Origin of the sequence: Streptomyces sp. NPDC048664, assembly GCF_040650555.1 — a bacterium.
Lineage (GTDB): Bacteria > Actinomycetota > Actinomycetes > Streptomycetales > Streptomycetaceae > Streptomyces.
Window position 1 is genome coordinate 87,819 of sequence record NZ_JBEZHK010000001.1, and the last position, 22,419, is coordinate 110,237.

Annotated in this window: 17 protein-coding genes; 5 read left to right on the top strand and 12 right to left on the bottom strand. The window is 74.2% G+C overall.

The genetic code is table 11. The features are described from left to right. Positions 1–141: 141 nt before the first annotated feature. The 3 genes from AB0C59_RS00400 to AB0C59_RS00410 all read right to left on the bottom strand — a co-directional run bounded on the left by AB0C59_RS00400 (position 142) and on the right by AB0C59_RS00410 (position 2,707). The gene (locus AB0C59_RS00400; RefSeq protein ID WP_362999905.1) at positions 142–1,047 is read right to left on the bottom strand and encodes a DUF2690 domain-containing protein; all 906 of its coding nucleotides are present in this window, start codon (positions 1,045–1,047) and stop codon (positions 142–144) included. A 300-nt stretch (positions 1,048–1,347) separates the two neighbouring features. Further along, the gene (locus AB0C59_RS00405; protein ID WP_363000139.1) at positions 1,348–1,785 is read right to left on the bottom strand and encodes a DUF3017 domain-containing protein; all 438 of its coding nucleotides are present in this window, start codon (positions 1,783–1,785) and stop codon (positions 1,348–1,350) included. Positions 1,786–1,852: 67 nt separating this feature from the next. Continuing rightward, positions 1,853–2,707: a bifunctional methylenetetrahydrofolate dehydrogenase/methenyltetrahydrofolate cyclohydrolase gene (locus AB0C59_RS00410; RefSeq protein ID WP_362999906.1), complete on the bottom strand. Its 855-nt coding sequence runs from the start codon at positions 2,705–2,707 to the stop codon at positions 1,853–1,855. Positions 2,708–2,968: 261 nt separating this feature from the next. Here AB0C59_RS00410 and AB0C59_RS00415 point away from each other — a divergent pair, with 261 nt between their 5' ends. Continuing rightward, complete coding sequence (locus tag AB0C59_RS00415; RefSeq protein WP_362999907.1) at positions 2,969–3,493, top strand: hypothetical protein; 525 nt, start codon at positions 2,969–2,971, stop codon at positions 3,491–3,493. A gap of 113 nt (positions 3,494–3,606) precedes the next feature. On the opposite strand, the gene purH is transcribed toward AB0C59_RS00415, so the two are convergent. Beyond that, positions 3,607–5,178: a bifunctional phosphoribosylaminoimidazolecarboxamide formyltransferase/IMP cyclohydrolase gene (gene purH, locus AB0C59_RS00420; RefSeq protein ID WP_362999908.1), complete on the bottom strand. Its 1,572-nt coding sequence runs from the start codon at positions 5,176–5,178 to the stop codon at positions 3,607–3,609. After that, on the bottom strand, positions 5,175–5,813 hold the full coding sequence (purN, locus tag AB0C59_RS00425) for a phosphoribosylglycinamide formyltransferase (RefSeq protein ID WP_363000140.1): 639 nt from the start codon (positions 5,811–5,813) through the stop codon (positions 5,175–5,177). The genes purH and purN overlap by 4 nt, the downstream gene beginning before the upstream one ends. 351 nt (positions 5,814–6,164) lie before the next feature. Between purN and AB0C59_RS00430 the strand changes: the two genes are divergently transcribed. After that, positions 6,165–6,962, top strand: a complete 798-nt coding sequence (locus AB0C59_RS00430) for a hypothetical protein (RefSeq protein WP_362999909.1) — start codon at positions 6,165–6,167, stop codon at positions 6,960–6,962. Between the two features lie 60 nt (positions 6,963–7,022). On the opposite strand, the gene AB0C59_RS00435 is transcribed toward AB0C59_RS00430, so the two are convergent. Further along, positions 7,023–8,747, bottom strand: a complete 1,725-nt coding sequence (locus AB0C59_RS00435) for a DUF6350 family protein (RefSeq protein WP_362999910.1) — start codon at positions 8,745–8,747, stop codon at positions 7,023–7,025. A 96-nt stretch (positions 8,748–8,843) separates the two neighbouring features. Between AB0C59_RS00435 and AB0C59_RS00440 the strand changes: the two genes are divergently transcribed. Next, positions 8,844–9,992 (top strand): sigma factor-like helix-turn-helix DNA-binding protein, encoded by a 1,149-nt coding sequence (locus AB0C59_RS00440; RefSeq protein WP_362999911.1) that lies wholly within the window; start codon positions 8,844–8,846, stop codon positions 9,990–9,992. Between the two features lie 107 nt (positions 9,993–10,099). On the opposite strand, the gene sucD is transcribed toward AB0C59_RS00440, so the two are convergent. The 5 genes from sucD to AB0C59_RS00465 form a co-directional block, all read right to left on the bottom strand. Further along, the gene (gene sucD / locus AB0C59_RS00445; protein ID WP_362999912.1) at positions 10,100–10,984 is read right to left on the bottom strand and encodes a succinate--CoA ligase subunit alpha; all 885 of its coding nucleotides are present in this window, start codon (positions 10,982–10,984) and stop codon (positions 10,100–10,102) included. Positions 10,985–11,004: 20 nt separating this feature from the next. Next, a complete protein-coding gene (gene sucC / locus AB0C59_RS00450; protein WP_362999913.1) occupies positions 11,005–12,186 on the bottom strand; it encodes an ADP-forming succinate--CoA ligase subunit beta in 1,182 nt (393 codons plus the stop codon). A gap of 692 nt (positions 12,187–12,878) precedes the next feature. Beyond that, positions 12,879–14,078 (bottom strand): VWA domain-containing protein, encoded by a 1,200-nt coding sequence (locus tag AB0C59_RS00455; protein WP_362999914.1) that lies wholly within the window; start codon positions 14,076–14,078, stop codon positions 12,879–12,881. Further along, the gene (locus AB0C59_RS00460) at positions 14,075–16,486 is read right to left on the bottom strand and encodes a DUF5682 family protein (RefSeq protein ID WP_362999915.1); all 2,412 of its coding nucleotides are present in this window, start codon (positions 16,484–16,486) and stop codon (positions 14,075–14,077) included. Before AB0C59_RS00460 ends, AB0C59_RS00455 begins: the two co-directional genes overlap by 4 nt. A gap of 171 nt (positions 16,487–16,657) precedes the next feature. Continuing rightward, positions 16,658–17,815, bottom strand: coding sequence for an AAA family ATPase (locus AB0C59_RS00465; protein ID WP_362999916.1), 1,158 nt, complete (start codon positions 17,813–17,815; stop codon positions 16,658–16,660). Between the two features lie 164 nt (positions 17,816–17,979). Between AB0C59_RS00465 and AB0C59_RS00470 the strand changes: the two genes are divergently transcribed. Then, positions 17,980–19,347 (top strand): SWIM zinc finger family protein, encoded by a 1,368-nt coding sequence (locus AB0C59_RS00470; RefSeq protein WP_362999917.1) that lies wholly within the window; start codon positions 17,980–17,982, stop codon positions 19,345–19,347. A gap of 164 nt (positions 19,348–19,511) precedes the next feature. Continuing rightward, the gene (locus AB0C59_RS00475; protein ID WP_363000141.1) at positions 19,512–21,077 is read left to right on the top strand and encodes a DUF5691 domain-containing protein; all 1,566 of its coding nucleotides are present in this window, start codon (positions 19,512–19,514) and stop codon (positions 21,075–21,077) included. A gap of 666 nt (positions 21,078–21,743) precedes the next feature. Here AB0C59_RS00475 and AB0C59_RS00480 read toward each other — a convergent pair. Next, entirely contained in the window at positions 21,744–22,160 is a 417-nt protein-coding gene (locus AB0C59_RS00480; RefSeq protein ID WP_362999918.1) for a cobalamin B12-binding domain-containing protein, read from the bottom strand. Positions 22,161–22,419 lie beyond the last annotated feature (259 nt).

The window sequence follows — 22,419 nt, forward strand, 5'->3', positions numbered from 1 at the left end:
GCAGGCGGCCGTCGTATGGGGGGAAATCCCGCCGGAAGACGTGCGCGACGCCTTCCGGCATGTGCCGGACTCCCGTGGGGGTGTCCTCCGCCTGCCCCGCGTCGCACGCGTCATGCGTGCCGCGGTGGATCTTTTCCCGGGTCACTTCGTGCAGCCGCGGCCTCCGGACGCCGGCACCACGCACGCCGTCGCCCGGAAGGCCTTCCCCACCGCGATCATCGGGGTGTACGCGTCCGTGTCCCCGGCCGCCGTGACCGAGGCGGTGTGACGCGCGGTGGCGCCGGCCGACACCTCGACCACGTCGCCGAGCCGCGCCCGCGTGATGCGCGCCCACACCGCGTCGCACGTCGCGCTGTAGCGCAGCTCGACGAGCGTGGTGCCCACGGTGGCGGTGGCGGTGCTCGTGGCCAGGGGGCCGCCGCAGCCCGTCTTCTCCGGGTCCTTGCCGGTGCAGTCCGTGCCGCGGCATCCGACACCGGGCGGCGGATCGGCGGCCGGGCTCGGCACTGTCGCCGACGCCGTCGCCGACGGCCCGGACGCGGCCGCCGCCTTCGCGCTGCCGCCCGCGTCGCCGTCGTCGCCTCCGGTGACGCGGTACATCACCGCGCTCACCAGCAGCGCCCCCGCCACACCCGCGCAGAACATCGCCAGGCGCCGGCGGCGGGACGTCCCGGCACCGTGCGGCGTGCCGCTTCCGGCGGGCGGGGCGGGGCCCTCGGGCGCGGGGCGGCCCCGGGACATGCGCAGGGCCTCCAGGGTCAGGTCCTGGTGGGTCTCTGCGCGTCTCCAGGCGTGCTCGGCCCGTTCCCACAGGGCCGTCAGCCGGGACGTGCCGGTGCCGGTCGCCTCCGCCAGGGCGAGCACCGCCCCTTTCGGCGCGAGCAGCCGGCCGTCCAGGTACCGCTCCCAGGAGGTCCTGCCGTAGCCCGTGCGGTCGGCCAGCTCGGCTGCGCTCAGCCCGTTCCCGTCCGCGAGGCGCCGCAGCTCCTCGACGAACTCCCTGACCCGCGGATCGAGTTCCTCGGGTAATGCCTTCCGGCGGGTCATCGCCCAGCCCCCTTCCCCTGGGGTCCTCCCCCTGTCCCCGAGGGGGCTCCCCCTGTCCCCGAGGGGGCTCCCCCGTCTCCGGGGGCTCGCCCCCGTCATCCCCGGTGGCCTGCACCGTCCCACACCCGCCGGGACGCGGCCAGGGGGCCGCCGTCGGAGCCGGTGGCCCACCGGAGCCACCGCGGTCGTGGCGGCCCGGCGGGGGCGGGAGCGAGCGCCGCGCAGCGGTGGTCCGGGGGCCGCGCACGCGTCGGCGGGCCGGCCCTCGCAGGAGGGCGGCCCGCCGGTGTGTCCGTGCGCTCAGGCGCGGACCGTGAAGTGCAACGTGTCGTCCAGGAGCGGTATCTCCAGCCACGGATGCGGCTGCGCCATCAGCGCCAGCAGCACGATGACCAGGCCCAGGACCCCGTAGGTCACCATGTCCGTGAACCGGGACCGCACCGCGAGCATGCCCACGTCCGGCAGCGTCCAGCGCATCGCGGCACCGCCCATCAGCGCGACGCCGATCAGGATCGTGCCCAGCCGGAACGCGTCCAGCGCCGTCACCAGCAGCCCCAGCGCGACCAGGCCCAGCACCGCGAGGATCGGCCACTGCCGGGCGGGCGCGGGCGCGTCCCGGGGAGCCGCCCTGCCTCCGCCCTCGGGCCGCGCGGTGTCCCGGGTCACGCGCGGGAACCGGCGGGTCGTACGCCTCGGTGCGCCCTCGGCGTCCGGGGCGCTCACCGCGTCCGTCACCACGGCCTCGCCCTCGGCGTCGGTCCCGGCCGTGGGCCGCTCACCGGTGCCGCCGTCCTCGGGCCTGCGCTCAGCCGACACCGCGTTCCGCCGCCTCGACCACGTTGACCAGCAGCTGGGCGCGCGTCATCGGGCCCACACCGCCCGGGTTCGGGGAGATCCAGCCGGCCACCTCGGCCACGTCCGGATGCACATCGCCGACGATCTTGCCCTCGGCGCTGCGCGAGACACCGACGTCGAGGACCGCGGCGCCCGGCTTCACGTCCTCGGGCCGGATCAGGTGCGCGGAGCCCGCCGCGGCCACGATGACGTCCGCGCGCCTGAGGTGGGCCGACAGGTCGCGGGTGCCGGTGTGGCACTGCGTCACCGTGGCGTTCTCGCTGCGCCGCGTCAGCAGCAGCGGCATCGGGCGCCCGATGGTCACACCCCGGCCGACGACCACGACCTCCGCGCCCTTGATCTCCACGCCGTAGCGGCGCAGCAGGGTGAGCACGCCGTTCGGGGTGCAGGGCAGCGGCGCCGGCTCGTTCAGGACGAGGCGGCCGAGGTTCATCGGGTGCAGGCCGTCGGCGTCCTTGTCCGGGTCCATCAGCTCCAGGATCCGGTTCTCGTCGATGCCCCTGGGCAGCGGGAGCTGCACGATGTACCCGGTGCAGGCCGGGTCCTCGTTCAGCTCGCGGACCACTGCCTCGATCTCCTCCTGCGTCGCCGTCGCCGGAAGTTCACGCTGGATGGAGGAGATGCCGACCTCCGCGCAGTCGCGGTGCTTGCCCGCGACGTACTTGCGGCTGCCGGGGTCGTCGCCGACCAGGATCGTGCCGAGGCCGGGCGTGACGCCCTTCTCCTTCAGCGCCGCCACACGGGCGGCCAACTCGGACTTGATCTCGGCCGCGGTGGCCTTGCCATCGAGAATCTGGGCGGTCATGGTGCCATCCTCGCGGATGACCCGCCCCGGTTCCAATCAGGGACCCCCGATGGGCCCGTACGGTCCTGCGGTCCTGGTGATCGGGGAGGTTGCGCTTGTGCAACGCCTGTGAATTCCCGCTGGACAAACTTATGACGTCTTGACAACGATGAGTTCACGGTGCCGCGGACAGTATCCGGGGGGACGGACCGTGTCCATGAGCCCTCCTTCCTATCTGCCGCGCTCGTCCCCGCACTTGAGGCAGACGGAGGAAGACCCCTCATGAGTTTCGGCGATCCGAACAACCCCTACGGCCCGCCCCAGGGCCAGCAGCCCGGTTACGGCTACCCGCAGGCACCGCCGGTGCCGCAGGGCGGCTACGGCCAGCAGCCCGCTCTCACCGCGATGCCCGGCACGGTCAGCACGGCCCGGGTGCTGCTGTGGGTCATCGTCGGCCTGCAGATCATCGGTGTGGCCATCTACACCTTCGCCGCCCTCAACACCAACAAGGACAGCTCCGCCTTCTCCCGGTTCGGCGAGGCGTCGGCCGGACTGGCGTGGGCGATCGCGACGTTCGCCGCGGCCTGGGCGGTCTTCGCGATCGTGCTCGCCCTCAAGTTCAGCACCGGCGGAAACGGTGTCCGGGTGACCGCCCTGGTCTTCGGGATCATCACCGCCGTCCTCGGCGTCTTCCCGTTCATCATCATCGGCCTGCTGCACACCGTGCTCGCCATCCTGATCGCGGTCTTCGTCGGCAACGCCAACGGCCGCGCGTGGTTCAACCGCGCGCAGCAGCCCGCCTACTGACGGGCGCGCCGGGTCGCGCGCCGCGCGACCCGGCCGCCCTGGGCGCCGTACGACGAGGCCGTGTCCCCCTGCGGAAGGGGGACACGGCCTCGTCGCGTCGACCGGTGCGCGGGTCAGTGGAAGAAGTGGCGCGTGCCCGTGACGTACATGGTCACGCCGGCCTTCCGGGCGGCCTCGACGACCTGCTCGTCACGGATCGAACCGCCGGGCTGCACGATGGCCCTGACACCCGCGGCGATCAGGATCTCCGGCCCGTCGGGGAAGGGGAAGAACGCGTCCGAGGCGGCGTACGACCCCCGGGCCCGCTCCTCGCCCGCCCGTTCGACGGCCAGCTTGCAGGAGTCCACGCGGTTGACCTGCCCCATGCCGACGCCGACGGAAGCACCGTCCTTGGCGAGCAGGATGGCGTTGGACTTGACGGCGCGACAGGCCCGCCAGGCGAAGGCGAGTTCCCGCAGCTGGGCGGCGTCGAGCGCCTCACCGGCCGCCAGGGTCCAGTGGGCGGGGTCGTCGCCCTCGGCCTGGAGGCGGTCGGTGGCCTGGAGCAGCGCGCCGCCGTCGATCTGCTTGACCTCGGCGGGCTGCGCGGGGGCCTGAGGGGCCTTCAGGACGCGGATGTTCTTCTTCTTGGCGAGGATCTCCAGCGCGCCCTCCTCGTAGTCCGGCGCGACGACGACCTCGGTGAAGATCTCGGCGACCTGCTCGGCCATCTCCCGGCTCACCGGCCGGTTGACGGCGATGACACCGCCGAACGCGGACAGCGGGTCGCACGCGTGGGCCTTGCGGTGCGCCTCGGCGACGTCCGCGCCGATCGCGATGCCGCAGGGGTTGGCGTGCTTGATGATCGCGACGCAGGGTTCCGAGTGGTCGTACGCGGCACGGCGCGCGGCGTCCGTGTCCGTGTAGTTGTTGTACGACATCTCCTTGCCGTGCAACTGCTCGGCCTCGGCGAGGCCGCCGCCGCTGCCGTCCGTGTAGAGGGCGGCGGGCTGGTGGGGGTTCTCGCCGTAGCGCAGGGTGTTCTTGCGCCGGTAGGTGGCGCCCAGGAAGTCCGGGTAGTCGCCGGACGCCTCGTCGGCGGGGGCGTACGAGGACGCGAACCAGGAGGCGACCGCGACGTCGTAGGACGCGGTGTGCTGGAAGGCCTCGGCGGCGAGCCGCTTGCGGGCGCCGAGGTCGAAGCCGCCGTCGCGGATCGCCGCGAGGACGTCGCCGTAGCGGTCGGGGCTGGTGACCACGGCCACGGACGGGTGGTTCTTGGCGGCGGCGCGGACCATGGAGGGGCCGCCGATGTCGATCTGCTCCACGCACTCGTCGGGCGAGGCGCCGGAGGCGACGGTCTCCCGGAAGGGGTAGAGGTTGACGACGACCAGGTCGAACGGCGCCACGCCCAGCTCGTCGAGCTGCCGGCGGTGGCTGTCGAGACGGAGGTCGGCGAGGATGCCCGCGTGGACCTTGGGGTGCAGGGTCTTGACCCGGCCGTCGAGGCACTCGGGGAAGCCGGTCAGCTCCTCGACCTTGGTGACGGGGACGCCCGCGGCGGCGATCCTCGATGCGGTGGACCCGGTGGAGACGAGCTCGACGCCCGCCTCGTTCAGCCCGCGGGCCAGGTCTTCGAGCCCGGTCTTGTCGTAGACGCTGACGAGCGCGCGCCGGATGGGCCGCTTGGTGCTCTCGGCGGTCACAGGATTACTACCTTTCGTCCCTCGATGCGATAGCCGTTGCGGGCGATCCGCCCCACGACCTCGACGAGCAGCCTTCGCTCGACTTCCTTGATGCGCTCGTGCAGAGCGCTCTCGTCGTCCTCGTCCCGGACCTCCACCACGCCCTGCGCGATGATCGGCCCGGTGTCGACGCCGTCGTCGACGAAGTGGACGGTGCAACCGGTGACCTTGGCGCCGTACGCGAGGGCGTCGCGCACACCATGGGCACCGGGAAAACTCGGGAGCAGGGCCGGGTGGGTGTTCACGAACCGGCCGCCGAACCGCGCGAGGAACTCCTTGCCCACGATCTTCATGAACCCGGCGGAGACGACGAGGTCCGGCGCGTGGGCGGCGACGGCCTCGGTGAGCGCCTCGTCCCAGGCCTGGCGGCTGTCGTGGTCCTTGACGCGGCACACGAAGGTGGGCAGCCCGGCGCGCTCGGCGCGGGCGAGGCCCTCGATGCCGTCGCGGTCGGCTCCCACCGCCACGATCCGGGCGCCGTAGCCGGCACCGGTCTCGGCGATGGCGTCGAGGAGCGCCTGCAGGTTGGTGCCGGACCCGGAGACCAGGACGACCAGGCGCTTGGCCGCGGACTCGGTGACGGTCTCGGCGGCCACGGACTCGGCCACGGCGGGGCCCTTTCTCGGGAGGACGTGCGTCGTCACGAGGGCGCTCGGGCTCGGATCGGGCTCGGTGACTCGGAGCCCGGGAGGCAGAACGCGCACTCGTGTGATCGTACGAATGCTTCGCAGCCCCGTATACGGGGAAGTCTACGAACCGGACGACCGCCAGCAACGATACCGGCACACAAGAAGGCCCCCGCGGGACGGGGGCGCGGCCGGGAGGTAGCGTCTGGGGAGGAGCCACCCGGAAGACGAGCGACGACGCGGGGAACGCCATACCCGCGTGGGACGTTGATCCAGGACAGGCACACCCGCCAGAACGACCAAGGGGAAGACGCACACCTGATGCCGGACCGCAGTCTCCGACTCCCTCAGCCGCTGCTGCGCGAGCGGCACTCCTCGCCGCCGCCGCGCGAGAGCGAGGGGGCACCCGCGAGCGGAGACGGTTCCACGCCCCCGGACGACAATCCCTTCGCGCCGCCGCCGGAGGGGGCACCGGACCGACCGTGGCAGCCGCGCCGTCCGGCACCGGGACAGGGCGAGGGGCAGGAGGGCGCCGGCGCCGGCGGGCACGCCCCGTGGGGCAGCCAGTGGAGCGACCGGCAGCCCGGCCCGTCCTCGGGCGGCCCCTTCGGCCAGCGGCCGGGCACCACCGGCCCCGGCGGACCGGAGGGACCGGAAGGACCGGGCGGCCGGCGCGACCCCGAGGGGCCCGGCGGCGGCTCCGACCAGGGCATGCGCTGGGACCCCACGGACCCGGCGCAGCGCCGGGCGCGGTACGCGCTGCTGGCCGGCCTGTGGGCCTTCTTCTTCGCGCTCTTCAGCTGGCCGTACGTCGCGCTGCTGCTGGGTGCGCTGGCGCTGTACTGGGGGGTGAGCGCCCTGCGCGCCAAGCCCCACCAGCCCGGCCCGGGCGCGCCCCGTCCCGCGCCGGGCGCGGCGCGGCCGGGGACCTCGGCCGCGGTCAGCGGCCTGGTGACGGCGTCCCTGGCGCTGGCGATGGTGGCGGCCACCTTCGCGGCCCAGCTCGTCTACCGGGACTACTACACCTGCGTCGACGACGCCCTGACCAACGCGGCGAAGCAGTCCTGCTCCACCCTTCTCCCGAAGGACCTGCGGGGCGTGCTGGACGCCCAGAACTGACGGCCGCCCGGCCCGCCGGACGGGCGCGGGAGCAGCCACGCGGCCCGGACGCCTGCGCGGTCATGCCTCCCCGGGCGTCCCCGCCCCCGGGGGGTCGTGCGGAAAGGGATCCACCGGCGGCAGCACCTCGTACGGCCTGAGGTCCGGGTCCTCCCAGTCCCGGACACCCCCGCCGGACGCGGCGGCGGCCCCGGACCCGGGCCCGGGATCGGCCCCGGGCCGGGCTTCGGCCTCCGCTCGGCCCGGCGCGGGAAGAGCGGGCCGGTGCAGCGGTGTGTCCCACATCCACTCCCACTTGCCGCTCCCCGGGACCTGCCCGGCCCTCGCCCCCGCCGGGGCCGGAACCACGGCCGCGCGCACCGCACCGTCCGGCGCCCAGGCCCAGGCCGGATCCCGAAGCCGCCAGGACCGCAGCCCCACCGCGACCGGCACCCCCGCCGCCACCACCCAGCCGGCCGCCGCCGCGCCCACCTGCCAGCCCACCGGACCGAACCGCGCCAGCGCGGCCACCCCGAGCGGCCCGCCCGCCGCCTGCGCGAGCCCCCCGGTCAGCACCCCGCACAGCACTCCCGCCACCACCACCGCGCCCACCGTCCGCCCGACGGGCCAGACCGCGCCCTGCCCACGCCCCGGGGCCGCGCGCCCCGCGCCGGCCTCGCGGCCCCGCGCCTCGGGCCGCCCCTGCCGGCCGCACGCCGCCCGCGCCACGAACCACCCGACCGTCACCCCCGCCGCCAGCGGCACCGCGCCCACCGTCCACAGCGGTGGTCCGCCGCCCGTCCTCGGCACCGCCGCCAGCAACGGGAACGGCGGGAGCAGCCGCGGCGGCCCGGTCGGGGACAGCGGACCCATCACATGGCCCACGCCGAGCACGAAGCCCGGCCCGAGCCCGTACGACGCCCCCCACACGGCCGCGTTCGGCACCAGGGCCGCCGCGAGGAGCAGCACCGCGCAGCGGCCCGACCATCCGTTCGCCAGCTGGAGGAACGTCGCGCGCGTGGTGTCCCCGTGCAGCAGCAGCCCCACCCCGACCAGCAGCGCGCCCCCGCCCAGCAGCACCGCGGCCCCGGCCAGGGCGGCCCGGAGCGCGTCCCCGAGCCGGACCCGCCCGTCCCGGTCGACCGCTCCCGCGGTCAGCAGGACCCGCACGGGAGAGGGCAGCCGGTCCAGGGCTCGGCGCGTCCGGCGCGGCAGGCGCCCGCACGGGCGGCCGTACGCCGTCCACACCCCGGCGCCGACCGACAGGACGACGACCAGGGGCAGAAAGAGCGCGCTCCAGGTCCAGGACGGCCGCAGCGCCCCGCCCGAGGCGTACAGCGCCGCGAGCCCCGCCACCGCGAGATAGCCGGCCGCCACCGCGCACCACGCCGTGCGGGCGCCGACGAGCGGCGCGTCCACCGCCTCGTCGGCTTCCGCGTGCCCCCCGTCCGCGCCGTCGCGGCCCGCCCGGTGCAGCAGCCACACCGGCCACAAGGCCAGCAGGAGGGGGATCACACCCACGGGCGCGGACGCACCGGACAGCGTCTCGGTGCGCACGAGGACGACGCCGTGGACCAGCAGCCACAGCGAGGCCGCCAACCGCAGGGCCCCGCCGGAGCCGTGGTCGGGGTACGGCGAGCTGACCCACAGCACCATCACGAGCAGGGCGAAGGAGCCGAGCCCCAGCACCGCGGCGACCGCGCCTCCCATGAGGCAGTCGCCGAGTCCGGGCGGGCGGTCCCGCAGCTTGGCGAGCAGGGGCGACAACGAGGTGCGGCGGCCGGTCCATTGCGTCACGCCCGCCATGGTCCCAACGACACGCGCTTTACCGGCGTAACGGGCAAACCGCCGATGTGTCGCTCAATATACGTTTATGTACTTTTTCACACGGAGGGCCGTCTCGTGAAGCAGAGTCCCGCCTCCCCGCTGCCGCGACCGAAGGAATGCCGACGCCTGCGCAGGACCCAGTCCCTGACGCAGACTCAGATCGCCTCCCGACTGGGCGTCTCCGTCGAGACCGTGCGCGACTGGGAGACCGGCCTGTCGGTCCCGCGCGGCCGCAGGCGCAGGGCGTACGCGAGACTGCTCGCCGAGTGGGCGGCCCAGGAGATGACCACCGCGTCGCGGCCGGAACCCGGCCGCCACGGCACACTCCCCGCCCGTCCCGACGGCCCGTCACCCGCGTGGACCGACCCCGCCCCCGCCCCCCGGAAGGCGGACGTCTCCCGCAGGCTGGACAGGCCGGTCCCCTCGACCCTGATGCCCTGTCAGGCGTTCGACGCGCTGTACGAGTTCTGCGGCGACACCCTCGTACGGCAGACGTATCTGCTCACCGGTCGGCGCGCGCTCGCCCGGGAAGCCGCCGAACGGGCGTTCCAGCTCGCCTGGCAGCGCTGGCCCGAGGTGGCCAGGGACCCCGATCCGCAGGGGTGGGTGCGCGCGGCGGCGTACGAGTGGGCGCTCTCCCCCTGGCACCGCTTCCGCCCGGCCTACCGACGCCCGGAGGCACCGCCCACGGATCCCGCCGACCGCGCCCTGCTGCACGCGCTCCTGACCCTGCCTCCGGCCCAGCGCCGCACCGTGGTGCTCTACGACGGCGTGGGGCTCGACCTGCCGGACACCGCGGCCGAGACGCAGGCGTCCACCCCGGCGTCCGCCGGACGGCTGCAACGCGGCCGTGCGACCCTCACCGCCCTCGTGCCGGAGCAGGCCGCGCCGGAGGTGCTGTCGCGGCGGCTGACCGAACTGGCCGGCGCGGAGGGCCTGCAGGCGGACGAGGGCCCCGTGGTGCGGGCCGTCGGTGAACAGCGCACCCGCCGCTGGACCCTCGCCACCTGCGCCTTCACGGCCCTGATCATGGGTGCGACGGCCCTGACCCTGCAACTGGCCGCGGACCACTACGAACGCCCGGTGCCCGGAGGATCGGTGATCGAGGACATCCCCTTCCCGGTGGCCCAGGGCCCGCTCTCCGCCCGACAGCTGCGGTTGGAGGCCCGACTGAGGACGGGGGCGCACAGCGGCCCGGAACGCCTGCTTCCGCAGGCCCGCTGACCCACCGCCACGGCCTGCGGCCGCACACGCCGATGGGCCCGTCCCCCCTTGGTGAGGGGGACGGGCCCATCGACTCACGGCCTGAGCCGCGTCGGCCGGGACTTGGGTCAGCCGGCCAGGATCTCGCGCGCGAGCTTCGCCGTCTCGGTCGGCGTCTTGCCGACCTTGACGCCGGCGGCCTCCAGGGCCTCCTTCTTCGCCTGGGCGGTGCCCGACGAACCGGAGACGATGGCGCCCGCGTGGCCCATGGTCTTGCCCTCGGGGGCGGTGAAGCCCGCGACGTAGCCGACGACCGGCTTGGTCACGTTCTCCTTGATGAAGGCCGCGGCCCGCTCCTCGGCGTCGCCGCCGATCTCACCGATCATGACGATCAGGTCGGTGTCGGGGTCGTCCTGGAACGCCTTCAGCGCGTCGATGTGCGTGGTGCCGATGATCGGGTCACCACCGATGCCCACGCAGGTCGAGAAGCCGATGTCCCGCAGCTCGTACATCATCTGGTACGTCAGCGTGCCGGACTTCGAGACCAGGCCGATACGGCCCGGCTTGGTGATGTCGGCCGGGATGATGCCGGCGTTCGACTGACCCGGGGTGATCAGACCGGGGCAGTTCGGGCCGATGATGCGGGTCTTGTGACCCTTCTTGCCCGCGTACGACCAGAAGGCGGCCGTGTCGTGCACCGCGATGCCCTCGGTGATGACGACCGCGAGCGGGATCTCGGCGTCGATGGCCTCGACGACCGCGTCCTTGGTGAACTTCTCCGGGACGAAGATGACCGTGACGTCGGCGCCGGTCTTCTCGATGGCCTCCTTGACGGAGCCGAAGACGGGTACCTCGGTGCCGTCGAAGTCCACGACCTGACCCGCCTTGCGCGGGTTCACGCCACCGACGATGTTCGTGCCGGAAGCCAGCATGCGCTTGGTGTGCTTCTGGCCCTCGGAGCCGGTCATCCCCTGGACGATGACCTTGGATTCCTTGGTGAGGAAGATAGCCATGGTGTCTGTGACCTCGTCCTTTACTTCGCGGCCGCAGCCAGCTCGGCGGCCTTGTCGGCCGCGCCGTCCATGGTGTCCACACGCTGTACGAGCGGGTGGTTGCGGTCGTCCAGGATCTGGCGACCCAGCTCGGCGTTGTTGCCGTCCAGACGCACGACCAGCGGCTTGGTGACCTCTTCGCCCTTGGACTCGAGGAGCTCCAGGGCCTGCACGATGCCGTTGGCGACCGCGTCGCAGGCGGTGATGCCGCCGAAGACGTTGACGAACACGGACTTGACGTCCGGGTCGCCGAGGATGATCTCCAGGCCGTTCGCCATGACCTCGGCGGAGGCGCCGCCACCGATGTCGAGGAAGTTGGCCGGCTTGACGCCCTTGTGGGCCTCACCGGCGTAGGCGACGACGTCCAGGGTCGACATGACCAGGCCGGCGCCGTTACCGATGATGCCGACCTCGCCCTCGAGCTTGACGTAGTTGAGGTTCTTCTCCTTGGCGGCCGCCTCCAGCGGGTTGGCGGCGGCCTTGTCGTGGAGTTCCTCGAACTCGGGGTGGCGGAACTCGGCGTTGTCGTCCAGGGAGACCTTGCCGTCCAGCGCGATGACGTCGCCGGAGGCGACCTTCGCCAGCGGGTTGACCTCGACCAGGAGGGCGTCCGACTTGATGAAGGTGTCCCACAGCGTCACCAGGACGTGCGCCACCTTGTCGGCGACCTCGGCCGGGAACTTGGCCGCGGCCACGATCTCCTGGGCCTTGGCCTCGTCCACACCGTCGATCGCGTCGATCGCGATCTGGGCGACGGCGTCGGGGCGGGTGGCCGCGACCTCCTCGATCTCCATGCCGCCCTCGACGGAGGCGATGGAGAGGAAGGTGCGGTTGGCGCGGTCGAGGAGGAAGGAGACGTAGTACTCCTCGACGATCTCCGGAGCCGTCTCGGCGATCATCACCTTGTGGACCGTGTGGCCCTTGATGTCCATGCCCAGGATGTCCGTGGCGCGGGCGACCGCCTCGTCCGGCGTGGCGGCCAGCTTCACGCCGCCGGCCTTGCCGCGGCCACCGACCTTCACCTGCGCCTTGACGACCGACTTGCCGCCCAGCCGCTCGGTGATCTCGCGCGCCGCCTCAGGCGTGTCGATGACTTCACCGGCCAGCACCGGTACACCGTGCTTGGCGAAGAGGTCCCTCGCCTGGTACTCGAACAGGTCCACGCGCTTCCGTCCCTATCAGTGATCTCGCGGTTCGTTGGATGCGTGGGCGTGCCGCGAAGGGCAACGTGACGTCCGCTCTGTGTCACAAGGGAGGCGCACACGGTGTCCGAGCACGCGGCATGTCCGTCCCGCAGGTTATCCCCGCTGGAGGTGGGGCTCTAAATCGCAGGTCACACCTGAGCGGTGATACCTGTCACACGTGCACCTGAGCAGGGGACACAGCCCGCTCGCGGCTGTTAGGGCAAACGGGCGACGGCGGGCCGGTCGGGGCGGACGACGGGGCGTGCGGGCACAGGGTCCCACCGGGTTGGGGTTGGCCCGGTGGGACCTTTCTCTCCGCCCCGGGGGGCTCGGGACGGGTGAGCCCCACCCCAATGGGGCCACCCGCCCCGTCCGCGGGGTGCGACCGGGGGCCGACGGTTTCGGCCCGGGCCGGTCCTGGACCGCGCGGGGTCGGTGATCGTGCGCTGCGGCGCCGCCCGGTGCCGCGGGGTGGGGACCTCGCCACCCCCCTACCTGGTGGCCGCGTGGCCGCCCGCCAAACCAGCGCACACACGGGGGTCCGGCGGCCCGAACGCCCGAAGGGGGCATTCCGGGCTCCCGGGGCGTACGGCAGCGTGGGTACGGTGCGCGGGCCGCCGCGCGCTCCGCCTCGCCCTCCGCTCCGCCGGGCCCCCGTCACCGAGAGGCGGTCATGCCCCTTCCGGTATCGGCAGCGGGCGTCTCTCGATCGCCGCCGCCATCACCTCGGGGAACAGGTCGGGCGTGCACGCGAACGCCGGTGCGCCCAGTTCCGCGAGCGCCGCCGCGTGCTCGTGGTCGTACGCCGGCGCCCCGTCGTCACAGAGCGCGAGCAGCGACACGAACTGCACCCCCGACGCCTTCATCGCCGCCACGCGCTTCAGCATCTCGTCGCGGATCCCCCCTTCGTACAGGTCGCTGATGAGCACCACGACCGTCTCCGCGGGGCGGGTGATCCGCGACTGGCAGTAGGCCAGTGCCCTGTTGATGTCCGTGCCCCCGCCGAGCTGGGTGCCGAACAGGACGTCGACGGGGTCGTCCAGCTGGTCGGTGAGGTCCACGACGGCCGTGTCGAAGACCACGAGCCGGGTGGCCAGGGACCTCATCGACGCGAGGACCGCTCCGAACACGGACGCGTACACGACCGACGCCGCCATCGACCCCGACTGGTCGATGCACAGCACGACCTCCTTCTTCAGGGACCGGGAGGCCCGCCCGTACCCGATCAGCCGCTCCGGCACGATCGTGCGGTACTCGGGCAGGTAGTGCCGCAGGTTCGCCGCGATCGTGCGGTTCCAGTCGATGTCGTGGTGGCGGGGCCGCGTCAGGCGCGTACTGCGGTCCAGGGCTCCGGTGATCGCGGCCCGGGTCCGCGTGGCGAGCCGCCGCTCCAGGTCCTCGACGACCTTGCGGACCACCGCCCGCGCCGTCTCCCTCGTGGTCTGCGGCATCGCCTTGTTCAGTGAGAGCAGGGTGCCCACGAGGTGCACGTCCGCCTCGACCGCCTCCAGCATCTCGGGTTCGAGCAGAAGCGCGGACAGCCCGAGACGGTCGATGGCGTCGCGTTGCATGACCTGGACGACGGACGAGGGGAAGTAGGTCCGGATGTCGCCGAGCCAGCGCGCGACGGACGGCGCGGACGCCCCGAGCCCCGCCGAGCGGTCGTTCCCCCGCCGTGGCCGGTCGCCTGTGCCGTACAGCGCGGCGAGGGCGCTGTCCATCGCCGCGTCCCGTCCGGTGAGCACGTGCCCGGTGCCGTCCGCCGCGTCCCCTCCGAGCACGAGCCGCCAGCGGCGCAGCCGTTCCTCGGCCCCGGTCGCCGCGCCCTGTCCGGGCGCGGTCCGCGGCCGGCTGTTCGGGTGCGTACTCATCGCCCCACCTCCACACGTCCGTCGGCTCCTACGCGGCCCGGCTCCTCCAGACCGAGCAGCAGCCGCAGTACCGGAACCACCGAGTCGGCCCGGTCGTCGTCGAGTCCGGGCGCGAACCCCGGCAGGCCCGAACCGGTGGCCGCCGCGCTCGCACGCGCGCCCGGTCCTCGTCGCACCAACTCGCCCAGGGTGCGCCGCACTCCCTGCTCGTAGGCCGAGAACGTGCGCCGCAGCAGGGGCAGCACGTCGGTGAAGGCCTCCGGTGGCACACCGGTCAGCCACGCGTCCACCAGGCCGAGCAGCCGCTCGTCGTGCACGAGCAGCATCCCGCCGCCGGAGCCGCCCCCGACGAACCCCTCGATCCACGCCGCCGCGTCCCCCGGCTCCGTTCCGGGCGACAGCGCGAGCCCCATCAGGCGCGCCGCCTCCTCGTGCGGCAGCCCCCCGTCGTCCAGGAGCAGGCGCGTGGCGCGCCCGCGCACGACACCGGCGACCGTGTCCCTCCCGGACAGCACCCGCAGAACGGAACGCCACCGCTCGCGCAGACCGCCCGCCGCGGCGCTCTCCTCCAGCAGGGCCACCGCACCGTGCACCGTGTCGACATGGCCCCGCATCTCCAGGGCGGCGTCCGCGTCCAGCGCGGCGCACGCCGGCGGCAGCCCGACGAACACGCGCTCCGCGAGCCCGGCCGCGACGCCCTCCAGCGCTCGCGTGTCCGTGCCCCGCACGTCTCCGTAGCGAAGGGAGCGCGCCAGGGCGGGCAGGGCCTGCGCCAGGTGCCCGACGTCGGTGTCGAGGGCGGCGCGGTCGGCGAGTGCCCGAGTCACCACGGGCAACGCGTCCGGCAACTGGGCGAGCAGGCATCGCTCGGCGAGCGCCGTCACCTCGGCCAGGGCCCGCGCGCCGAGGGCGTGCGCCTCGGCCTTGGCGGTGGCGGCGGCGTGCACGCTCGTCCCCCACACCCCGGCCTCGGCGACCCGCACCGCGAGTTCCGGTTCCCACCGCAGCCGCCATGTCTCCCGGAACGTCCCCGTGCCGCTGCGCGAGGCCGTGACCTCTCCCCAGCCGATGCCGAGGAGCACGAGCCGGTGCAGCAGCCGGCTGCGCCCGGTGTCGGTCTCCCCCCGCAGATCGAGCTCCAGCTCCCGCTCCCGCGGTTCGGCTCTCAGCCTCAGCCGCTTCTGGAGGCGGGCGAGGTCGCGCTGCAGCGGCACGGCCGGCGCCGACGCGGGCACCTCCCCGAGGACGTCGCCGACCACGAGCCGGTCGTGCACCAGGGCGAGCGGCACGTCCGAGCCCTCGCACATGACCGCCCGCACCGCGTCGGTCGTCTCGGTCAGCCCCGGCAGCGGGCGCCCGCGCAGCGCCGCGAGCGCCCCGGCGAGCCGTACCGCCTCGATGACGTGCGCGGACGAGACGACCTGGTCCTCTTCACGCAGCAGCCGGGCGACCTTCGTCAGCCATCGCTCGACGGGCCGGTCGGGCGCTTGGAAGAGATGCGCGTACCAGCCGGGTGAGTCGACGCCCGCGCCGTAGCCGCCGGCCCGGGCCAGTCTCCGGTGGGTCCAGGGCACCCAGGTCAGGTCCGTCCTCACCTTGGGCAGCCCCTTCAGGAGGGCCCGGTCGGCGGTGACGGTGCTCCCTCGCCGCAGCGCGGGCACATGCCAGGCACCGCACACCACGGCCACCCGGTCACCGAACTCCTTGCGGGCGGCGCGCACCTGGAGCCGCATGTACGCCTCCCGCACCAGGTCCCGCTCGCGTCCTCCCGCTCCGTATGTCTCCCGCAGTGCGGTCATGGCTTCTTCGAGGGCGGTGAACGGTGCCAGCGTGTCGCCCTCGCCGGCTCCCCGGTGCTCGACGGCGTCCTCCCACCATCGCTCCGGGTCGTCGTGTCCGGCGGCCTCGGCCAGTACCGCGAGGGGGTCGACCCGCACGGCGTCCCCTCTCCGATCTCCCTCCCCGTTCCCGCCGCCGCCCGTGGGAGGTGCCGGCGTCGGACCTGCCGGGTCGTCCTTCCGAGGCGCCGGATCCTCCGCCTCGTACGCCAGGGTGAGCGCCGCCGGCAGGTCGATGAACCGGGCCGGGACTCCGTGTTCCAGGGCCCAGCGCAGCGCGACCCATTCCGGGGAGAACTCGGCCAGCGGCCAGAAGGCCGACCGTCCGGGCTCGTCCACCGCGTGCGCCAGCAGCGCGACCGGCGGCCGCATCCCCTCCTCGGCCGCGAGCGGGATCAGCCCGTCCGCCTCGGGCGGCCCCTCGATCAGCACCGCCCGCGGGCGCGCCGCCGCCAGCGCGGCCCGCACCGAGCGGGCGGACCCCGGGCCGTGGTGGCGCACCCCGAGCAGCAGAGGTCCGCCGTCCGTCCCTTTCGCCGCTCCGCCCGGCGGCCCCTCGACGCCCGTCACACCGTCCCCCTCACCGCCGGTTCCCGTCCGGCCCGCCGTCCGCGCTCTCCCGCGCCGACCCGCGCCGGCTGCCCTTCCACGCCCCGCTCGTCCTGCTCACCCTGCTGATCCTGCGCACCGCATGTCACCGGATCCGCCCCCGGTGCCACGGGCGCCCGCCGCCGCGAGGCCTCATGCCGTCACCTCCCGGCAGGCGCGGTAGAAGTCGGCCCAGCCGTCGCGCTCACGGACCACCGCTTCCAGGTACTCCTGCCAGACGACGCGGTCGGCCGCGGGGTCACGGACGACGGCGCCCAGGATGCCCGCGGCGACATCGCTCGCCCGCAGCACGCCGTCGCCGAAGTGGGCGGCCAGCGCGAGGCCGCCCGTCACGACGGAGATCGCCTCGGCAGTGGACAGCGTGCCGCTGGGCGACTTCACCTTCGTGCGGCCGTCCGCCGTGACACCCGCGCGCAGTTCACGGAAGACCGTGACGACGCGGCGGATCTCGTCCGCTCCGTCGGGAACGGCCGGCAGATCGAGCGAGCGGCCGAGCTGCTCGACCCGGCGGGAGACGATGTCGACCTCGGCGTCGGCGCTCTCCGGCAGGGGCAGCACGACCGTGTTGAAGCGGCGGCGCAGTGCGCTGGAGAGGTCGTTCACACCGCGATCGCGGTCGTTCGCCGTGGCGATCAGGTTGAAGCCGCGGACCGCCTGCACTTCCCGCCCCAGCTCCGGTATCGGCAGGGTCTTCTCCGACAGGATCGTGATCAGCGTGTCCTGCACGTCGGCCGGGATGCGGGTCAGCTCCTCGACCCGGGCCACCCTCCCCTCCCGCATGGCCCGCATGACGGGGCCGGGCACCAGCGCGTCGGGGCTGGGGCCGTGCGCGAGGAGCTGCGCGTAGTTCCAGCCGTAACGGATCGCCTCCTCCGGGGTCCCGGCGGTGCCCTGGACGAGCAGCGTCGAGTCGCCGCTCACGGCCGCCGCCAGATGCTCGGACACCCAGGTCTTGGCCGTGCCCGGCACTCCGAGCAGCAGCAGGGCGCGATCGGTGGCGAGCGTGGTGACGGCCACCTCGACGATGCGCCGCGGGCCGACGTACTTCGGTGAGATCACCGTGCCGTCCGGCAGCACTCCGCCGAGCAGATAGGTGGCCACCGCCCACGGCGACAGCTTCCATCGCTCCGGGCGCGGCCGGTCGTCCTGGGCCGCCAGCGCCGCGAGTTCGGCCGCGAAGGCGACCTCCGCGTGCGGCCGCAGCGCCTCGGCCGACGCCCCGGACTCCGCGCCGGCCCTGTCCCCCTCCCCGTCCCGCACGGGCCCGATCGGGCCTTGTTCCACGGACATCGGATCCATCGGATCGACGGACGCACGCATGGCCACTTCCCCCTCCAATTCGGCCGGTTCGCAACTGCCACCCACCGTGCACCACACCACTGACAATGCGTCGTGACCTGCGCGGACACCGTCGAGATGACCCGTTGTCAGTGCCTGGCCCTACCTTCGGGGACATGACTCAGCAGGAGGTGCGCTGGGCCGCGGACCAGGTGCTGGCACTGGCACCTGACGCGGCGTCACGCAAGGCGGGGAGCAGGCTCGGCACGGCGGCGCCGTGGTCGCGCACGGGCAGTTCCGGCGACGGGACGGTGTGGGGGCTGTGCCAGGGCAGCGGCAGCAGTCCGTACCGCACGGTCGTGGACCTCGCGGGGGCCGGTGGCCCGGCGAGCCGGTGCAGTTGTCCGAGCCGCAAGTTCCCGTGCAAGCACGCGTTGGGGCTGCTGCTGCTCTGGGCGGGCTCGGACGGGGCGGTCGTGCGGGGGGAGGTGCCCGACTGGGCGGAGCAGTGGATCGAGGGGCGCAGACAGCGCGCCCGGGACAAGGGGACGGCAGGAGGTACGACGGGGGGTGCGCCCACGCCGGCGCCGGCCGATCCGGAGGCGGCCCGGCGCAGGGCGGAGCGACGGGCCGAGCGGATCACGTCGGGGGCGACGGAGCTGGAGCAGCGGCTGGCCGACCTGCTGCGCGGCGGTCTGGCCGCGGCCGAGCGGACGGGGTACGGGCTGTGGGAGGAGACCGCCGCCCGCATGGTCGACGCCCAGGCTCCTGGGCTGGCCGCACGGGTACGGGAGTTGGGGGCGCTGCCGTCCTCGGGGCCCGGCTGGCCGTCGAGGATGCTGGAGGAGTGTGCGCTGCTGCACCTGCTCGACCAGGGGTGGCTGCGCCGTGCGCGACTGCCTGAGGCGCTCGCGGCGACGGTCGGCTCACGCGTCGGCCTGCCGGGATCCGCCGACGCCGGCCCGGCCGTGCGCGACCGCTGGCTGGTGCTGGCGCGGTACGACACCTCGGACGGTCGGCTCACCACACGCCGGATCTGGTTGTACGGGACGGATTCCGGCCGGACCGCACTGCTCCTGTCCTACGGGGCGGCAGGCCGCGCGCCGGAGCTGACGTTCCCCGTGGGGCTGGCCTTCGAGGCGGAGGTGTGCGCGTATCCGGGGGCCGGGCAGCTGCGGGTCGCCCTCGGGGAGCAGTTCACGCCCCCCGCCCCCACGCCACTGCGGCCGAAGGCCTCGACCACCGCACAGGCGGCGGCCCTCTACGGTGAGGCGCTGCGGGCCGATCCCTGGCTGGAGTCGTTCCCGGTGGCACTCGGCCCGGTCGTACCGACCCCGTTCGAGGAGTCCTGGCAACTCGCGGACGCGGACGGCGGCACAGCACTGCCGCTCACCCCGGCGGCCGGCGCCCGCGCGGACCTGTGGCGCCTGGTCGCCCTGTCCGGGGGCGCCCCGGTCACCGTCTTCGGTGAATGCGGCCCCGGCGGCTTCACCCCGCTGGCCGCCTGGTCACAGGACGAGGGTGAGGTGGTCCCGCTGTGCTGACGACACCTGGGCCGGCCCACGGGGCCCCGGAAGGGACGTCGGCAGACGAGAAGAGCGAGGAGAGCATCGTCGTGAACGTCCACCCCACCGCTCGCGCCACACCCGCACCGGCATCCCGGTTCCCCGCCCCTTCGGACGAGCCCTCCGCCACGCCTTGGGAGGAGCTGCTGACCGTGGCCCTGCTGGGCACGGACCGGCGCCCCGCGGGGTGGCTGCCGCTCGGCGGCGCCGCGCCCACGGCGCTGCTGGACCTGGCCGCGGTGGAGACGGTGCGGCGCAGGGCCGGACTGCGCCCCGCGCCGGCCGGGCCGCCCCCGGAACCCGCCCCGGCGGACACCCGGCCACCGCTGCCCCCGGCCGCGTCCCGCAGACTGGCCCTGCTGCTGTCCGACCGCCCCGCAGTGAGCGGTGGCCGCCGGGGATCGGCACCCGACCTCATGGAGCTGCTGCCGCAATGGCTGCACCTGGCACACGAGCGTGGCTTCGCTCCTGAGCCGCAAGCTCTGCCGGCGCTCCTGGACGCCGCCCGTGGCCGCACGGACCTGCGACCGGCCGTGCTGGCCTTCGCCGGGCCGCGCGCCCTGTGGCTCGCCCGGCTGAACCCGGACTGGCGTTTCGCGCTGCGGTCCGCGTCCGGCACCGGCTCAGCACCGCCCCCTGCGCAGGAGCGGGAGACGACGGAGCGCCTGTGGAACGAGGGCCTGTTCGCGGAGCGGGTGGCGGCGCTCGGCGCGCTCCGCGCCCGGCGACCGGCTGCCGCTCGCGAACTGCTGGCCTCGACCTGGGCCAAGGAGCGCGCCGAGGACCGCCTGATGTTCCTCGACTCGCTCCGCCCGGGGCTGGGGCCCGACGACGAGCCCTTCCTGGAGGTGGCGCTGTCGGACCGGAGCCGCAATGTGCGGTGCACGGCCGCGGAGTTGCTGTCGACGCTGCCGGGTTCGGCGTTCGCCGGGCGGATGGCGGCCCGGGCCGCCGCCTGTGTGGCGATCGACCGCACCGGAAGCGAGCCGGCGATCGCGGTCGAGGCGCCGCACGAGTGCGATCCCGGTATGGAGCGTGACGGGGTCGCGCCACACCCCCCGGCGGGGCGCGGCGAACGCGCCTGGTGGTTCGGCCAGTTGGTGGAGGCGGCGCCGCTCGGCTCCTGGACGGCACGGCTCGGGGGGCGCACCCCGTGCGAGATCGTGGCGCTGCCGGTGGCGGACGACTGGCGCGGGGAGTTGCACGCGGCCTGGAGTCGGGCGGCGGTGCGCCAGCGGGACGCCGGCTGGGCCCGGGCCTTGCTCGGCTCACCCGTGGCACCGGAAGCCGGGGGGCCGGGCGCGGTGTCCCTGGCCGAGCGGGCGAGGCTGCTCTCCACGCTGGGCGCCGGGGAACGGGCCGAGTGGGTCGCGGGGTTCATCGCCACACATGGCCTGTCCGAGGCGTTCCAACTCCTCGGGGAGTGCGCGGTCCCCTGGTCCGCTCCGCTCGGCACGGCGGTGGTGGACGCGCTCAACATCGCTCGGGACGCGGGGAGTTACCCATGGAGTTTCAGTGGGGTGATGGGCCTGGCGGAGCGCTGCCTGGATCCGGCGGAGACGATCCGGCTCGACTCGCTGACGGCGATACCCGACGAATCGAAGGACGCGTCACCGGGTGCGGGCGGGTACTGGGCGGAGGCGTTCCAGCGCCTGACGACGACGCTGCGGTTGCGGGCGACGATGCGGGCGGAGCTGGACGCGGCCTGAGACGGGGGCGAGCCGCGGGGCTCGGAGGGAGGGGGGCTGCCGGTTCTGCGCGAGCCGAACATGACGGGTGAGCCGTGGGCTCGGGGTGAGCGGTCGGGCCGACCTGACACGCCGAGCCGGCCCGCCCTGTCCCGGGCTCGAAGGACGGCCGCAGCACGCCGTGGCACCGCCGCCGGCCCATGTCACCACCGCCGGTCCATGGCACCACCGCCGGTCCGCGGACCGGCCCACGGGCGACATCCCGCGCCCGGGCGACCCCGCGTCCGCCAAGACGTCCGAGCCCGAGCAACACCGGGCCACCACCCGGACCGGCCACGGTTCCGCGACGTGGTTCCACGGCACACGAACCTGCCGCCACCACCTCGGCCACGTCTCACCTGGCTCGGCCGCGATTCCACGACGACGGGATTCCACGCCGTGGTCCCCCGAAGCGGATCCACGGCCCACGGACCATCTGGAGCGACCGCCTCAGCCGCGCCCTCGGGCCGGACCTGCCCCGCCAGGGGCGCACGGCGCACGGCTCCCGCTCGGCGCACCTCGGCCGCCGCGCCACTGGACGCGCCCGCGCGCGCAGCCGACACGAGCCGGACCCGGCCACCGCCTCGCCGCGCATGCGGCCGGTCCGTCGCTCGTCCCCCGGGCCGGAGACCGGCCGGGCCTGGTGCGTTACGCCCCTGCCGGCTGGCGTACGTTCTCGCGCACCCAGTCCACGATCGACGCGGTCGTCGCGCCGGGCGTGAAGATCTCGGCCACGCCCTTCTCCTTCAGCGGGGCGATGTCGTCCTCCGGGATGATCCCGCCCCCGAAGACCAGGATGTCCTCCGCCTCGCGCTCCTTCAGCAGAGCGATCACCGCGGCGAACAGGGTGTTGTGCGCGCCGGACAGGATCGACAGGCCGATGGCGTCGGCGTCCTCCTGGATCGCGGTATCGACAATTTGTTCGGGCGTCTGGTGGAGGCCGGTGTAGATGACCTCCATACCCGCGTCACGCAGCGCCCTGGCGATCACCTTGGCTCCGCGATCATGACCGTCGAGCCCCGGCTTGGCGACGACCACGCGGATCGGACCGGCTGCCACACCCATCACTGCCTCCATGAAGCGACTTCTCCACCCTGTACCGATGTACCGCCCTGCCGCCGCATCACCGCACCGGCGGACACGCGATCGCGCGATCAGCGTATTTCGCGCCGATCGCGCCGAGTCCGCCGCCGGCACGGTTCCCGCAGTCCAGGCCCCCCGAATCCCTCACGGCACAGGCGCCCCGCGCCCGCGTCGGCACAGGAAGTGAACGAACGTTATCGCCAGCATCCCGCAACCGGCAGTTTCGCGGTGCGGACCGAGG

Excerpts from the sequence above, each read along its gene's own strand:
- AB0C59_RS00415 (WP_362999907.1), top strand. The coding sequence starts at position 2,969 with ATGAGTTTCGGCGATCCGAACAACCCCTACGGCCCGCCCCAGGGCCAG.
- AB0C59_RS00480 (WP_362999918.1), bottom strand. The coding sequence starts at position 22,160 with ATGGGTGTGGCAGCCGGTCCGATCCGCGTGGTCGTCGCCAAGCCGGGG.
- AB0C59_RS00400 (WP_362999905.1), bottom strand. The coding sequence starts at position 1,047 with ATGACCCGCCGGAAGGCATTACCCGAGGAACTCGATCCGCGGGTCAGG.
- AB0C59_RS00435 (WP_362999910.1), bottom strand. The coding sequence starts at position 8,747 with ATGGCGGGCGTGACGCAATGGACCGGCCGCCGCACCTCGTTGTCGCCC.
- AB0C59_RS00455 (WP_362999914.1), bottom strand. The coding sequence starts at position 14,078 with ATGAGTACGCACCCGAACAGCCGGCCGCGGACCGCGCCCGGACAGGGC.
- sucD (WP_362999912.1), bottom strand. The coding sequence starts at position 10,984 with ATGGCTATCTTCCTCACCAAGGAATCCAAGGTCATCGTCCAGGGGATG.
- AB0C59_RS00470 (WP_362999917.1), top strand. The coding sequence starts at position 17,980 with ATGACTCAGCAGGAGGTGCGCTGGGCCGCGGACCAGGTGCTGGCACTG.
- AB0C59_RS00465 (WP_362999916.1), bottom strand. The coding sequence starts at position 17,815 with ATGTCCGTGGAACAAGGCCCGATCGGGCCCGTGCGGGACGGGGAGGGG.
- AB0C59_RS00410 (WP_362999906.1), bottom strand. The coding sequence starts at position 2,707 with ATGACCGCCCAGATTCTCGATGGCAAGGCCACCGCGGCCGAGATCAAG.
- AB0C59_RS00430 (WP_362999909.1), top strand. The coding sequence starts at position 6,165 with ATGCCGGACCGCAGTCTCCGACTCCCTCAGCCGCTGCTGCGCGAGCGG.